This window comes from Streptomyces coerulescens (genome assembly GCF_042657965.1).
GTDB lineage: Bacteria > Actinomycetota > Actinomycetes > Streptomycetales > Streptomycetaceae > Streptomyces > Streptomyces coerulescens.
In genome coordinates this window covers 1015488-1029174 of sequence record NZ_JBHSKM010000002.1, presented here as the reverse complement: position 1 = coordinate 1029174, position 13687 = coordinate 1015488, and the positions used below count along the sequence as shown (strand labels likewise).

Sequence of the window (13687 nt, the reverse complement as noted above, 5' to 3'; positions counted from 1 at the left end):
GCACACGTGCCGCACGGCGCATCGACCACCCTGTCGGGCCAACGATCACAAGACCGGGCCGAGGGGACGTGGGCGAGAGCCTCAGCGCGGCGCCGCGGCGCGCGGGACGGCCGTGCTCGAACGCCGTACCAGCCGCGTCGACAACTCCGTCCGCGTGCTCTCCGGCCGGTCCCCGTCCATCATCCGCACCAGCAGCCGCAGCGCGGTCGCCGCCATCTCCGACAGCGGCTGGCGGACCGTGGTGAGGGCGGGGGAGCTCCAGCGGGCCTCCGGCAGATCGTCGAAGCCGACCACGCTCATGTCGTCCGGCACGCTCAACCCCCGCTCCGCCAGCGCCTCGTAGACCCCGAGGGCCATCCGGTCCGAGCACACGAAGACGGCCGTCGGCGGCTCGGGCAGGTCGAGGAGTTCCAGCATCCGGCGGTGCGCGACCCCCTCGTCGAAGCCGGCCTGTCTGACGTACTCGGAACGGTGCCGCACCCCGGCCGAGGCGAGCGCCGAGCGGTAGCCGGCCACCCGGGCGGCGCTGCACATCTTGCGCTGGTGACCGGCGATGACGGCGATGCGTTCATGGCCGAGCGTCAGCAGGTGCTCGGCCGCGGTCACGCCGCCGTGCCAGTTCGCCGCGCCCACCGACACCACGCCCGGCGGCGGCTCGAGGACCGGGTCGATCATCACGAACGGGATGCGGTGCTGCTCCAGCCACGCGTACTGCGACGCCGTCAGCTCGGCCAGGTTGAACAGCACCCCGGAGGAGCCGCGTGCGATGAGCTTGTCCAGCCAGCCCCGCTCCGGCCGCGCGCCCCGCGTCCGGGTGAGCCCGGCCGAGACCACCACCTCCAGACCGGCGTCGTGGGCCGCCGCCTCCACCCCGTGCAGCACCGCGCCCGACCACGAGTTGTCGAGCGAGTGCACGACGAGGTCGACCAGGCCCGGTGTCTTCGCCGCGTCGAAGCGCGGTCTGCGCACATAACCGAGCCGGTCCAGCGCCTCGGTGACCCGGCGGCGGGTCTCCGGAGCCACGTCCTCGCGGCCGTTGACCACCTTGGAGGCGGTCGGCACGGACACCCCGGCCTCGCGGGCCACGACCGCGAGGGTCGGCCCGGCAGCCACGCTCGCACCTCCCGTACGGACCATCGGGAACCACCTCTCCGGCCCGCCCGAGGGCCATGAAAAGTTTCGACCGGCACGAAACAGTAAGCGCTTCCTACCCTAGGTTCGCCGCGCTGAGTCCGGAAGTGCGCGGGCTGTTACGCCCACCTGGCCTCGGGCTCGGAGAACACGCCCGCACCCACACCGGGCGCCGGCCCGCTCCCCGCCCCCACCCTCAAGCGACCCGGCCCAAATCGATCTCCCGCACCTCGTGCGCCAACCCCGCACCCGCCGCCACCCGCTCCAACTCCTCCACCACGATCCGCCCCAAGCGCTCCAGCTCATTGCCGAGCGACCCGGCGACATGCGGCGTCAGGAACACGTTGGGCAGGTCGTACAGCGGCGACCCCGCAGGCAACGGCTCCGGCTCGGTCACGTCGAGCACCGCGTGCAACCGCCCCGAGACCAGCTCGTCCGTCAGCGCGACGGGATCGACCAGCGCACCCCGCGAGGTGTTGATCAGCACCCCGCCGTCCCGGATCAGCGCGAGCCGGTCCCTGTCGAGCATCCGGTACGTCTCGGGGATGTCCGGCGCGTGCAGGCTGACGATGTCGCTGTGCCGCAGCAGGTCCTCGAGGGGCATCAACTCCGCGCCGAGCCCGGCGGCTTCGGTGGCGCCGAGATACGGATCGTGCAGCAGCACCGTGAAGTCGAACGGCCGCAGCAGCTCCAGCAGCCGTCGGCCGACCCGTGACGCGCCGATGACGCCGACGCGGCGGCCGACGTTGCCGGTCGCGGCCGTCTCCGCGGCCGACGGGCAGGTGTGCGTGGCGCGGTAGCGCTCCCGGTGGGCGAATGCGTCCTTCCCGGTCAGCAGGATCATGGCGAGCGTGTACTCGGCGACCGGCAGCGCGTTGGCCGTCACGGCACTGGAGACCGTGACGCCGGCCTTCCACAGCGCGTCACCGACCAGCGAACGGACCGAGCCGGCCGCGTGCAGGACGACGCGCAGCGCGGGCGCGGCGGCGAGGGCGTCGCCGCCGAGGTGGGGGCAGCCCCAGCCGGTGATGAGCACCTCGGCGCCGGTGAGGGCCTCGGCGGTCGCCGGGTCGGCGAAGTCGCGTACGACGAGTGCGGGGTCGATGGCTGCGGTGCGCCCGAGCCGGGCCATCAGCGGCGGCGGGAAGAGCTGGGGGATGTGCACCGGATCCATCGCGAACACGGCCCTCGGCAGATGGGGGCGGCTGGGCATGGTTCTCCTGAGGCACTCTGCGGAAACGGGTTCAGAAAGCGCCTTCTAACGTAGATCTGCCGGGGAGGCCGGTCAATCGATGTGATGAGGGACCGGGTTCCGTGACCTCGGCGAGGCGAGGGTGGAGTGACCGGGTACGCCGAACAGCCCTCCCGGCCGCCCGTTCGCCGGAATATCGGGCCACAATGAGTTGCTCTGATCTTCACGGTGCACGAGCGCGGTGAGGAGGCTGGTGGACATATGACGGCAGTCCAGGCAGACCCCGTGGTGAGCACGCCCTACGGTGCGGTGCGGGGCCGGTACGAGAACGGCGTCGCGGTGTTCCGGGGCATCCCCTACGCGGCGCCCCCCTTCGGCCCGCTCCGCTTCCGCCCGCCCGTGCCGCCCGAACCGTGGGACGGGGTGCGCGAGGCCGTGGCGTTCGGGCCGACCCCGCCCAAGCCGCCGTACTCGGAGGCGTTCGCGCAGTACCTGTCCGACCCGGTCGTGCCCGGCGACGACTGTCTCAACCTCAATGTCTGGACGCCCGATCCGGGCCCCGCCGCCCGGCTCCCGGTCATGGTGTGGCTGCACGGCGGCGCCCTGACCCGCGGGTCCTCGGGCGTGCCCGTGTACGACGGGCGGCCGTTCGCCCGGGACGGCGTCGTCCTCGTCTCGGTCAACTACCGGCTCGGTGTCGAGGGCTACGGCTACTTCCCGGACGCCCCCGCGAACCCCGGCCTGCGCGACCAGCTCGCCGCGCTGAAGTGGGTCCAGGCGTCCATAGCGGCGTTCGGCGGCGACCCGGACCGCGTCACCCTGTTCGGGCAGTCCGCCGGCGCGATCAGCATCGGCGCGCTGCTCGCCGCCCCGCAGGCCCAGGGCCTGGTCCGGCGGGCGATCCTGCAGAGCGGCCCGCCCGAGGCGGCCGAGCGGGACAAGGTACGGCGCATGGTGCGCCGGATGGCGACCCGGCTGAAGATCCCCGCCACCGCCGCCGCCTTCGCCGAGGTCGACCGTGAGCTGCTGCTGCGCACCCAGGCCGACGTGGGCCGGCTCAGCAGCCCCGTGCTGGGCGGGCCCGCCTTCGGGATCGTCACCGACGGCGACCTCGTGCCCCGCGACCCGATGGAGGCGCTGACGGAGGGCGACGCGGCGGCCGGCGTCGAGCTGATGCTGGGCTGGACGCGTGACGAGTACCGGCTGTGGCTGGTGCCCGGCGGGCTCCTGGAGCGCGTCGACCGGCTCGGCGCGGTCGCCCTGGCCGGCGCCATGGCCCGCTGCCGCGTCGGTGCCGACGTGCCCCGCGGCTATCGCACCCTGCACCCGGAGGCCGGCACCGCCGAGATCGTCGGCCAGATGGTCACCGACCACCTGCTGCGCATCCCCCTGCACCACCTGGCCGACGCCCGCCCCGGCTCGTCGTACGTGTACGAGTTCGCCTGGCCCTCCACCCTCCCCGACCTCGGCGCCTGCCACGCCCTGGAGCTCGGGTTCGTCTTCGACACCGGAGAGGTCCCCGAGTCCCGCAAGCTGGCCGGCGAGGGGGCCCCGCAGGAGCTGGCCGACGAGATGCACCGGGCCTGGGTACGGTTCGCGGCGGACGGCGACCCCGGCTGGCAGGCCTGGGACGACACCCATCCGGTGCGGATCTTCGGCGACGGCGACACCCGCACCGCCCACGGTCCGCACGACGCCGAGCTCGCCCTGTGGGCCACCGCCCAGCCCCGCGAACCCGCCCCCGCGACGACCCCGGCCGACGGCACACCCGCCCGCGGCACCGAACTGCGCTCGGTCGTACGGCGACTACGGCTGCCCGGGACGGTCCGCCGGCACTGACCGCCGAGCTCTCAGCGGACGGCCCCACCGCCGAGCACCCGCGACACGGTCGACGCTACGGGTTCGCCCCCAGCGTCCGCGCGATCGAGCCGATCGTCTCGGGACCCACCCGGCAGCAGCCGCCGATCAGCCGTGCCCCGGACGCCCGCCACCCCTGGACCGCCTTGGGCGTCAAGGTGGAGCGGCCGTCCCAGGCGCGTGCTTCGGCGTTCCAGGACTCGCCGCTGTTGGGGTAGGCGACGACGGGTCTGCCCGTGACACGGGCGGCGATCTCCACGGCGGGCTCGACGTCCTCGGGTGCGCAGCAGTTCACACCGACCGCGATCACCTCGTCGGCGTCCGCGGCCAGCGCGAACGCCTCCTCCAGCGGCTGGCCGGCGCGGGTGCGGTCACCGGCCACGGAGTACGACAGCCAGGCCGGCACCCCGAGCCCGCGCACGGCCCGCAGCAGTGCCTCGGCCTCGTCGGTGTCGGGGACCGTCTCCAGCGCCAGCACGCCGGGCCGGGCACCCGCCAGCACCTCCAGTCGGGGCCGGTGGAAGCGCTCCAGCTCCGCCACGCTCAGCCCGTACCGCCCCCGGTACTCGGAGCCGTCCGCGAGCATCGCCCCGTACGGCCCGACCGACGCCGCCACCCACAGCGGCCGCAGGACTCCCGCGGCCTGCGCCCGCCGCACGCCTTCTCGGGCCAACTCCACGCTGAGGGCGATCAGTTCGGCCGCTCGCGCAGGTCCGATGCCGCGCTTGGCGAACCCCTCGAACGTGGCCTGGTAACTGGCGGTGATCGCCACGTCCGCGCCCGCCTCGAAATACGCGAGATGCGCCTCGGTGATGGCCTCCGGCACCTCCGCGAGCAACCGCGCCGACCACAGCTCGTCGCTCAGGTCGTGCCCGGCGGACTCCAGCTGGTTGGACATGCCGCCGTCGAGCACGACGGTCCCGGCGGCGAGGGCTTCGGCGAGGGAGAGGCTGCTGGTCATGTGGACGACGGTAGTCGAGACGGGGTGACCGGCCCCCTGCCCCGAGCGGACGCCGGCCGGTGCCGCGTGGCGGCCTCCCCGGGCGGACTCCGGCCCTGTGCCGCGCGGCGGGCTCCCCGGCGGGGCGCTAGCCCTGGGCCGCGTGGCGGCCTCCCCGCCGTCGTCCGGGGCCGCGACCCCGTCCCCGCCCGCGTCGCGCAGCCGGCATCGTGAGGCCCAGGAGCAGCCCGGCGGCCAGGACGTAGGGCCACCAGCCGAGGCCGCCGCCCGTGGCGTTCGCGGTGCGCGGGCCCGGGGAGGCGGGCGCGCCGCCTGCCGTGAGCGGGCGGTCGGGGCCGGGGGAGGGGATCGCGGCCGTGAGGACCACGTCGTTGCCGTCGCCGCCCCGGTAGGAGATGCGGTACGCGGTGTCGTCGAGCCGGAGCTTCGCGCCCTCGGCGAGGCCGGTGAAGGTGCCGGTCGTCCGCGCCGGGCCCCGATGGTCGAGAACCGTGATCCTCCGGGTGGGCCCGGCCGCCCGGGAGAGGGACGCCAGGTCCAGGTCCCCGGCCAGGCGTACCGTGCCCGTCACCGTCAACGGGCCCTCGCGCACCACCAGTTCGCCCTTCGCCGACTGCGTGTAGTCGCCCGAGACGGTCAGGCCGCTCGTGACCACGCCGTCGTTGGTCACCGCACCCCGTACGGTGCCCTTGCCCGCCAAGGCCGTCGTCACACGCAGTCCCGAAGTGCCCACGTCCAGACGGGAGTCGGGAGCGCTGAGCGTGATCGACCTGCTGCGGGCGAGCGTGGCGCCGTCGCGCAGGGCCAGCGTGCCCCGCTCGACCGTCGTCCGGCCGGTGTACGTCACCGCCGGCCCCGTCAGCGTCGACGTCGCGGACCCGGCCTGGGTGAGCGACCCGCTGCCGCTGACCCGGGACAGGGACAGCGGCTCGGAGACGTTGTTCAGCACCAGCGAACCCTCGTTCACGACCCGGTGGAGCATGCCCCGGGTGTACAGCCCGCCGTCGCCGCCCCGTCTGCCGCTTCCCAGGCGCAGGACCGCCCCCTTGCCGACCGTCGTCGAGCCGTCGTAGTACTGCACGGCGGCGAAGGTGACGTCGTTGCCCCGCCTGCCCTTGATGACGACGTCGCCCGCTCCGGGCGCGGAGAGCGTGTCGTGGAACCTGCCGCCGCCGATGGGGGCGCCCAGCGTGACGGGGCCATCGTAGTCGAAGGTCAGCCGTGAACGCGAGCGTGCCGCGAGCAGGTTGATGTAGACGGTCTCGGCGGTACCGGGCAGGAAGATCTCGTGTGTCGTCCCGTCGCCCCACTGGACGTCCGCGCCCTTGATGTTGGTGCCGCGCTTGTTGACGTTCTTGCGCGCGGGCGTCCAGTTCAGGGCCGGGTCGCTCAGGGAGGGATCGGTGTCGCCGCCCCGGTCGGACCAGCTGTACTGGCCGGTGAGGACGACCTTGCCGCCGGGCCGGGACTGGACGTTGATGTCGCTGCCGTACTCGCGCTGGTAGAAGTCCATGCCCATGGTGACGGTCCGGCCCAGCGGTGTGTCCACGGTGAAGGTGCCCTGGTTGAGGACCTTGCGCACGCGCGGCAGCGAGGTCGCGAACTCCGGCCGTCCGGCGTTGACCTGTGTGCCGTTGTCGATCACCCCGGAGAAGGAGTGGGTGCCCGACAGGTCCCAGGTGCCCCACAGGAAACGGGGCTGCGTGATGAGCCCGGAGCCGCTGATCGTGCCCAGGTTGTAGGCGCTCCGCAGAGACAGCCGCAGGGTGCCGTCGACCCGGATGTTGTCCTGGTTCAGCCGGAACGCCGGGGTGCCGTACGGGAAGTGGCCGATCAGACCGCCCGTACCGCCGTCGCCGTACTGCAGGGTGGCCCCGCGTTCGACCGTGATCGCGGGCGGGTCAGGGTCGGTCGTGGTGACGTACGGGTGGTTGCCGCCGAGGACGTTCACCTTCTGTCGCTGCCGGGACCTCGGCAGGGTGAAGTCGCTGTCCCTGGTGAGGACGAGGGTTCCGGAACCGCGCACGGTGAGCGTGCCCTCGCCGCGGAAGACGCCGTCGTACGTCGTCGTCCCGGGCGGCACGGTCACCACCGTGTCGCCGGTGAGTGTCACGTCCCGGCCCCCGAGAACGTCGGCGGATACGTCCCGGGGGCCGGCGGCCACCGCGGGAGCCGCGGTGACGGTGAGGGCGGCGACCGTCGCGAGGGCGCCGGCGGCCGCTGCTGTCCTGTGGGTGAGGCTGCGCACGTCATGGGAGACGGTCCGGAGAGGGGCCGATAACAGAAAATCGCTCCTCGGGGGAAAGCGCTGTCCCTTGTCCAAGTCGAACCCCTGTCCAACCCGTTGACCTCCCGGAGGCACACCCTTACCTTTTCGGCGTTCGTCATGACAGACCATGTCCGGAATTTCGACTACTCCGAACACTTCCCCTCATGTGAACCCGAGAGGCAGTCCGTATGAGCGTGAAGGAGAGTGCGTGAGATGAGACGTGCGTACGCGGTGCTGCTCGCCCTGTGTCTGGCCGTGGCCGGCGCCCTGGCCACCGCCGGCCCCGCCCGGGCCGCACCCCTGACCGTCACCAACGGCACGCAGTTCACCGACACTTCGGGCAGCCCCGTGCACGCCCACGGCGGCGGTGTCCTCAAGGTCGGCTCGTACTACTACTGGTTCGGCGAGCACCGCAACGCCGACAACACCTTCCGCTACGTGGACGCCTACCGCTCCACCGACCTGAAGAACTGGGAGTTCAGGAACCACGTCCTGACCCAGTCCAGCGACCCGGAGCTCGCCACCGCCAACATCGAGCGACCGAAGGTCATGTACAACGCCGCCACCGGCAAGTTCGTCATGTGGATGCACAAGGAGAACGGCACCGACTACAGCGAGGCCCGCGCCGCCGTCGCCGTCTCCGACACCGTGGACGGCAACTACACCTGGCAGGGCAGCTTCCGCCCGCTCGGCCGGCACATGTCCCGCGACATCACGGTGTTCGTCGACACCGACGGCACCGGCTACATGGTCTCCGCCGCCCGCGAGAACTACGACCTGCAGATCTACCGCCTGACCGGCGACTACACCGGCATCGCCGCCCTGGTCGCCGACCCCTGGCACGGCGGCCACCGCGAGGCCCCCGCCCTGTTCAAGCGGAACGGCGTCTACTTCATGCTGACCTCGGGCGCCACCGGCTGGAACCCCAACCAGCAGCAGTACGCCACCGCCACGAACATCGCCGGCCCGTGGACCGCGATGACGAACATCGGCGACTCCACCACCTACGGCTCACAGACCGCGTACGTCCTCCCCGTGCAGGGCACTTCGACCACCTCGTACCTCTACCTGGGCGACCGCTGGGGCAACTCCTTCGGCGGCACCGTCAACGACTCCCGCTACGTCTGGCTGCCGCTGACCTTCCCCTCCTCGACGTCGATGTCGATGTCCTGGTCCCCGGAGGTCACCGTCGACACGGCGACCGGGTCGATCAGCGGGACGAGCGCCACGTACAACACGCTGATCGCAAGGCACTCCTCGAAGTGCGCCGATGCCACCAGCCAGTCACTGTGGGCCGGCTCCCAGCTCAAGCAGTACGAGTGCAACGGCGGCAGCAACCAGAAGTACTGGTTCAAGTCCGTCGGCAGCGGCTACTACCAGCTGATGGCCCGGCACAGCTCCCTGTGCGTCCAGGAGAACGCGAGCACGGTGACGCAGGAGAACTGCAGCGCCTCGGCGACCGGCCAGCAGTGGTCGCTCACGACCACCGGTTCCTACGTGACCATCAGGTCCCGCGCCACCGGCGAATGCCTCGACGTGAACGGCGCGTCCACCGCCAACTCCGCCGCGATCATCACCTACACCTGCAACGGCGGAACCAACCAGCAGTGGACGCGCGGGACATGAGATGCCGTCAGGCGAACAGATCGATCGCGTCGATCGCCGTGCCCGCGCTGAGATGGCCGCCCGAGGCCCCCGAAGTACGGGCCCCGGAGGCCGAAGCGCCTCGGTCTGGTGGTGCAGGGTGACAGTCGAATCGCGTTCACGAAAGGGCTTGCGGCGAGCTTGGGATGGGCAGCTGGCTGTGCCACGCCCACGCTCTAGAAAGCGCTTGTCGAAACGGATACGGTCCAGGCGCACACCGGGTCCGTCCGAGCGAGGAGTCGCGTATGAGACGTTCGAGCACCGCCGTACTGGTGGTGGCCACCCTGGGCACCCTGCTGACAGCGGTACCGGCCAGGGCCCAGGCGCAGACCCGGGTTCACGGCGACTGCACCGCCACCGCCTGCCACTTCGACGTCCCGCCCGGCACCTACGACGTCAAGGTCCTCCTGGGCGGCGAGTCCGCCTCCAGCACGAGCGTCAGCGGCGAGACCCGCCGCGCCCTGCTCCCAGAGACCGCCGTCCCGGCCGGTGAGCGCGTCGCCCGCAGCTTCACCGTGAACGTCCGTACGCCGGAGGGAGAGCCGACCGGTGCCGAGGGCACCCCCGGCCTGGACCTGACGCTGGGCGGTTCGTTCCCCGCCCTGGCCGGCATCGAGGTCACCAAGGCCCTCCCCCACGCTCGAATGCGCTCGCGCGGGGGGACCCCCGCCCCCCGCCAGATCTTCCTCGTCGGCGACTCCACCGTCTGCGATCAGCCCGGCGCCCCGTACTCCGGCTGGGGCCAGCAGCTCCCGCAGTATCTGCGCAAGGGCCTGTCCGTCGCCAACTACGCCGACTCCGGTGAGAGTACGGTCAGTTACCTCGCCGACGCACGCCTGTGGGGCACCGTGCGGCCGCTGATCCGCCGCGGTGACCTGGTGCTGATCCAGCTCGCCCACAACGACAAGACGACCGACGAGGCGACGTACCGGACGAACCTGGAGACACTGGTGGCGGACGTGCGCGAGAAGGGAGGCGAGCCGGTCCTCGTGACTCCCGTCGTGCGTCGCTGGTTCAACTCCGACGGCACGCTGAACAACGGCACCGCCCTGCTGGTCAACGGCCTGGGCGTGGACCACCCCGCGGTCGTCCGCTCGGTCGCCGCCGCCCGGGACGTCCCCCTGATCGACCTGACGGCGAAGACCAAGGCCCTGGTGGAGTCGCTCGGCGTCGAGGCGTCCAAGGCGCTGTACCTCTACGACGAGAAGCGGGACAACACGCACACCTCCGTGCACGGCGCCACGGTGTACGCGAGCCTGGTCCGCGAAGAACTCGTCGCCCGGCATCTGGTGCCAGAGGGCCAGGTGCGGGTGGGATGAGACCCCTGGGGCGTCCCGACCGGAACCGGGGCGCCCCAGGCCTGACCCGAGCCGCCAAGAGAGAGACCGATGGACCTGCCCCCGGACGACCGCACCCTCAGCCCCCGCACCGGCTACACGCGCGCCCACTGGGAGGCCGCCGCCGACTCCCTGCTCGCCGCCGTGGAGCCGTACGCCACCGAGGACCGCGCGCTCTACCACCTTCCCGGCGACCACGAGAGCTGGTCGGGCCGTCTCTCGGACGGCCTGGAGGGCTACGCCCGTACGCTCCTGATGGCGGCGTTCCGCCGGGACGAGACGGCGTTGGAGCGTTACGCCGAGGGCCTGGCGGCCGGTGTCGCGGGTGTCTGGCCCCGGATCGAGGACCGCGGCCAGCCCCTGGTCGAGGCGGCGTCGATCGCGCTCGCGCTGCGACTGACCCGGCCCCTGCTGTGGGACCGGCTGGACGACGGCGTACGGCAGCGCGCGGCGGCCTGGCTCGGCGAGGCGCTGACCGCCGAAGCCTGGCACTGCAACTGGGAGTTGTTCCCGGTGACCGTCGGCGGCTTCCTCCACGAGATCGGCCACGAGACGGAGGCGTCCCGCAAGGCGATCGACCGGGGCCTGGAGCGCATCGAGGACTGGTACGTCGGCGACGGCTGGTACACGGACGGCGACGGCCGCAAGTACGACTACTACAACGGCTGGGCGATGCATCTGTATCCGGTGCTGCACGCCTGGCTGGCCCGGGACGAACAGCTCCTGGACCGTTACGGCGACCGCCTCTCCCGCCACCTCGCCGACTACGCCCGGCTGTTCGGCGGCGACGGCGCCCCTCTGCACCAGGGCCGCTCCCTGACCTACCGCTTCGCGACGACGGCCCCGCTGTGGCTGGGCGCCCTGACGGGTCGTACGCCGCTGTCGCCGGGGGAGACCCGGCGGCTGGCCTCGGGCGCGCTGAAGTACTTCCTGGAACGAGGCGCGGTCGACGCGAACGGACTGCTGACCCTCGGCTGGCACGGCCCCGACGAGACGGTCCTGCAGGGCTATTCGGGCCCCGCATCCCCGTACTGGGCGAGCAAGGGCTTCCTGGGCCTTCTCCTCCCGGCCGACCACGAGGTGTGGACGGCGGCGGAGGAACCGGCCCCCGCCGAGCGCGAGGACGCGCTGACCGCCGTCGCCGCCCCCAACTGGCTTCTGCAGTCCACGAGTTCGGACGGTGTCGTCCGCCTCCACAACCACGGCAGCGAGGACGTCCGCTACGACCCGCACTACACCCGCCTCGCCTACTCGACGGTGACGCGGCCCGCACCGGCGCACGACAACAGCGTGATCGTCGGCGACGACCCGAGCCGTACGGGCATCGTGCCGCTGGGTGTGGGGGAGGGGTGGGCGGCCTCGCGGCACTCGGCCGGCGACGGAGTGCGGGTCACGAGCATGGTGCTGGCACGGGGCGCCGCGGAGGTGCGGGCCCATCTGGTCGCGGGGGCGCAGCCGGGGACGCGGGTGCGGGTCACCGGCTGGGCCGTACGGAACGGCGTCCGCGCCGAACTCCGCCCCGCCACCGGTCTCGACGACGACCTCACCGGCGTCACCGGCGACCGCCCCACCCTCTTCGTCGCCCTCGCCCGCCTCACGGCCGAAGCGGAACCCACGCCGCTGGACGAGCTGGTGAGCGTGCGCCCGTACGGCGAGGACGGGATCCTCGTCCGCTGGAGCGACGGCAGCACGGTCCGGGCACGGTTGACCGACGGTGAAGGCGTCAGCGTGCGGGCCTGAGCAGCCGCGGGAGCCTGCTGCCGAAGGCCGCGCCCATCACGCCGAACGGCAGCAGGCCCCAGACGGGGACGAAGACCAGGACCCAGAAGACGGCGTCGGTGACGTTCGTGCCGACCGGGTAGCGGGTCTCGCCGTCCAGCAGCAGCGCCCCCTCGACGCGGAACCGGTGCAGCCCCTCCACCAGCCAGCAGGCGAAGACCAGCAGGGTGCCCGTCACGGTGGTCCACACCGTCGTCTGCACACCCGTCCGGAAGGACCGGCGCACCGCGGCGGCGACCGCCGAGCCCAGGAAGGAGAGCACCACCGGGGGCAGGAACACGTAGGTCGCCAGGACGTCCCCCGTCCGGGCGCTCCACACGAAGCAGACGCCGAGCAGGACCGCGGTGGCGAGCCCGGCGCCGCGGGCGAGACGGCCGGTGGTCAGGGCCCGGGGCGGGGCCAGGACCAGCCAGAGACAGCCGGCGAGGAACACGGCGAGTACCAGGGCGTGGGAGGAGCCGAGGGCGCGCTCGGCCGGTGGATCCTGTACGAGCACGTACGCGGCCAGCGCGATCGCCGTGACCACCCCGGCCAGACCGAACACCGTGACGACCGGGCCGGACGCCGGCGGGCGCAGGGCGCGCGGACGGGACAGGGCGAACGCGGCCAGTGCACCGAGCAGGACCAGGAACATCACGGTGAAGACCCGCAGCGCGGGCAGGGCCTGGCCGACCGCCAACCCCGCGGTGGGGGCCGCAGCCACCGTCACCGCCCCCGCGAGCAGGGGCCCCCGGCCGGACGACGGCGGAAACAGCGCGGCCCGGGCACAGCCCACCGCGAACCGCGCCCGTGCCATCGGGCCCCGCACCTCGGCCAGTTCGGCGACCATCGCCGCGCCCCAGTCGCGGTGGCTCTGGGGCAGCGCGCCGACCGCCCGGCCCAGCAGCCGTTCCGGTCCGTCCCGGGTGTCCTCGCGCCGCCACCAGGACCGGCACAGGATCCGGGCCGCGACCAGCGAAGGCGCGCTGAGCACCGCCCAGACGACGAGGACGGGGAGATAGCCCTCCGAGTCGGTGTCCGGCGGGCCCACCGTGAGGAAGCCGAACCCCAGGAGTGCGGCGACGGCCGCCGCCACCGCGGCCATCACGACCAGTTCGAACCGTGTCCGAGTGCGCATCAGGCACCCTCCCATCGCGGTCGCAGCCGCACCGGGGCGGTCTCCGGCCCGGCGAGCTCGGCCGCCAGGGCCAGTCCGGGGCCGGTGAGCCGGTACAGATGGCGCGGGGGCCGGCCCGCCGGAGGGTCCGTCTCCCACGCGGTCTCCAGCAGTCCGCGGTCGGCCAGCCGCATCAGGATCGGGTACATCGAACCGGCCTGAAGACCGAGTTGCCGGCACAGCTCATAGCCGTACCGCCAGGCGGACGGGTTCTCCGCCAGGGCTCGTACCACCGCCGCGGTCTGCGCCGAGGGGCGCCGGGAACGTGCCATGCCCATAACTCTACATAGGTAGAGTTCGGCCGGCCATGGCAGAGAACGGACCGGTCGGCGCGCGGTCTTCGGCGGGAGACGTGCCGGAT

10 protein-coding genes are annotated in these 13687 nt (G+C 72.7%); 4 read left to right on the top strand and 6 right to left on the bottom strand.

Features of this window, described 5'->3' with window-relative positions:
* Window positions 1–81: 81 nt before the first annotated feature.
* Both ACFPQ9_RS06040 and ACFPQ9_RS06035 read right to left on the bottom strand, forming a co-directional pair.
* A complete protein-coding gene (locus tag ACFPQ9_RS06040; RefSeq protein WP_380847662.1) occupies window positions 82–1137 on the bottom strand; it encodes a LacI family DNA-binding transcriptional regulator in 1056 nt (351 codons plus the stop codon).
* 190 nt (window positions 1138–1327) lie between these two features.
* The gene (locus ACFPQ9_RS06035) at window positions 1328–2344 is read right to left on the bottom strand and encodes a hydroxyacid dehydrogenase (RefSeq protein ID WP_380847659.1); all 1017 of its coding nucleotides are present in this window, start codon (window positions 2342–2344) and stop codon (window positions 1328–1330) included.
* 240 nt (window positions 2345–2584) lie between these two features.
* Here ACFPQ9_RS06035 and ACFPQ9_RS06030 point away from each other — a divergent pair, with 240 nt between their 5' ends.
* On the top strand, window positions 2585–4162 hold the full coding sequence (locus tag ACFPQ9_RS06030; protein WP_380847656.1) for a carboxylesterase/lipase family protein: 1578 nt from the start codon (window positions 2585–2587) through the stop codon (window positions 4160–4162).
* A 55-nt stretch (window positions 4163–4217) separates the two neighbouring features.
* Here the strand turns inward: ACFPQ9_RS06030 and mmuM are convergent, their stop codons facing one another.
* Window positions 4218–5141, bottom strand: a complete 924-nt coding sequence (gene mmuM, locus ACFPQ9_RS06025; RefSeq protein WP_380847653.1) for a homocysteine S-methyltransferase — start codon at window positions 5139–5141, stop codon at window positions 4218–4220.
* A gap of 127 nt (window positions 5142–5268) precedes the next feature.
* The gene (locus ACFPQ9_RS06020; protein ID WP_380847650.1) at window positions 5269–7389 is read right to left on the bottom strand and encodes an autotransporter-associated beta strand repeat-containing protein; all 2121 of its coding nucleotides are present in this window, start codon (window positions 7387–7389) and stop codon (window positions 5269–5271) included.
* 234 nt (window positions 7390–7623) lie between these two features.
* On the opposite strand from ACFPQ9_RS06020, the gene ACFPQ9_RS06015 reads away from it, so the two are divergent.
* The 3 genes from ACFPQ9_RS06015 to ACFPQ9_RS06005 all read left to right on the top strand — a co-directional run bounded on the left by ACFPQ9_RS06015 (window position 7624) and on the right by ACFPQ9_RS06005 (window position 12131).
* Window positions 7624–9036: an RICIN domain-containing protein gene (locus ACFPQ9_RS06015; RefSeq protein ID WP_380847647.1), complete on the top strand. Its 1413-nt coding sequence runs from the start codon at window positions 7624–7626 to the stop codon at window positions 9034–9036.
* Window positions 9037–9299: 263 nt separating this feature from the next.
* A complete protein-coding gene (locus ACFPQ9_RS06010) occupies window positions 9300–10373 on the top strand; it encodes a rhamnogalacturonan acetylesterase (protein WP_380847644.1) in 1074 nt (357 codons plus the stop codon).
* Between the two features lie 69 nt (window positions 10374–10442).
* Window positions 10443–12131 (top strand): DUF2264 domain-containing protein, encoded by a 1689-nt coding sequence (locus ACFPQ9_RS06005; protein ID WP_380847641.1) that lies wholly within the window; start codon window positions 10443–10445, stop codon window positions 12129–12131.
* On the opposite strand, the gene ACFPQ9_RS06000 is transcribed toward ACFPQ9_RS06005, so the two are convergent.
* Both ACFPQ9_RS06000 and ACFPQ9_RS05995 read right to left on the bottom strand, forming a co-directional pair.
* Window positions 12115–13287 carry a hypothetical protein gene (locus ACFPQ9_RS06000; protein WP_380847638.1) on the bottom strand — a complete coding sequence of 391 codons (1173 nt, stop codon included), beginning with the start codon at window positions 13285–13287 and terminating at the stop codon, window positions 12115–12117. The two genes, ACFPQ9_RS06005 and ACFPQ9_RS06000, sit on opposite strands and share 17 nt — an antisense overlap.
* Entirely contained in the window at window positions 13287–13598 is a 312-nt protein-coding gene (locus ACFPQ9_RS05995; protein WP_380847635.1) for a PadR family transcriptional regulator, read from the bottom strand. The genes ACFPQ9_RS06000 and ACFPQ9_RS05995 overlap by 1 nt, the downstream gene beginning before the upstream one ends.
* Between the last annotated feature and the right edge of the window lie 89 nt (window positions 13599–13687).

Excerpts from the sequence above, each read along its gene's own strand:
- ACFPQ9_RS06040 (WP_380847662.1), bottom strand. The coding sequence starts at position 1,137 with ATGGTCCGTACGGGAGGTGCGAGCGTGGCTGCCGGGCCGACCCTCGCG.
- ACFPQ9_RS06035 (WP_380847659.1), bottom strand. The coding sequence starts at position 2,344 with ATGCCCAGCCGCCCCCATCTGCCGAGGGCCGTGTTCGCGATGGATCCG.
- ACFPQ9_RS06030 (WP_380847656.1), top strand. The coding sequence starts at position 2,585 with ATGACGGCAGTCCAGGCAGACCCCGTGGTGAGCACGCCCTACGGTGCG.
- mmuM (WP_380847653.1), bottom strand. The coding sequence starts at position 5,141 with ATGACCAGCAGCCTCTCCCTCGCCGAAGCCCTCGCCGCCGGGACCGTC.
- ACFPQ9_RS06015 (WP_380847647.1), top strand. The coding sequence starts at position 7,624 with ATGAGACGTGCGTACGCGGTGCTGCTCGCCCTGTGTCTGGCCGTGGCC.
- ACFPQ9_RS06010 (WP_380847644.1), top strand. The coding sequence starts at position 9,300 with ATGAGACGTTCGAGCACCGCCGTACTGGTGGTGGCCACCCTGGGCACC.
- ACFPQ9_RS06005 (WP_380847641.1), top strand. The coding sequence starts at position 10,443 with ATGGACCTGCCCCCGGACGACCGCACCCTCAGCCCCCGCACCGGCTAC.
- ACFPQ9_RS06000 (WP_380847638.1), bottom strand. The coding sequence starts at position 13,287 with ATGCGCACTCGGACACGGTTCGAACTGGTCGTGATGGCCGCGGTGGCG.
- ACFPQ9_RS05995 (WP_380847635.1), bottom strand. The coding sequence starts at position 13,598 with ATGGCACGTTCCCGGCGCCCCTCGGCGCAGACCGCGGCGGTGGTACGA.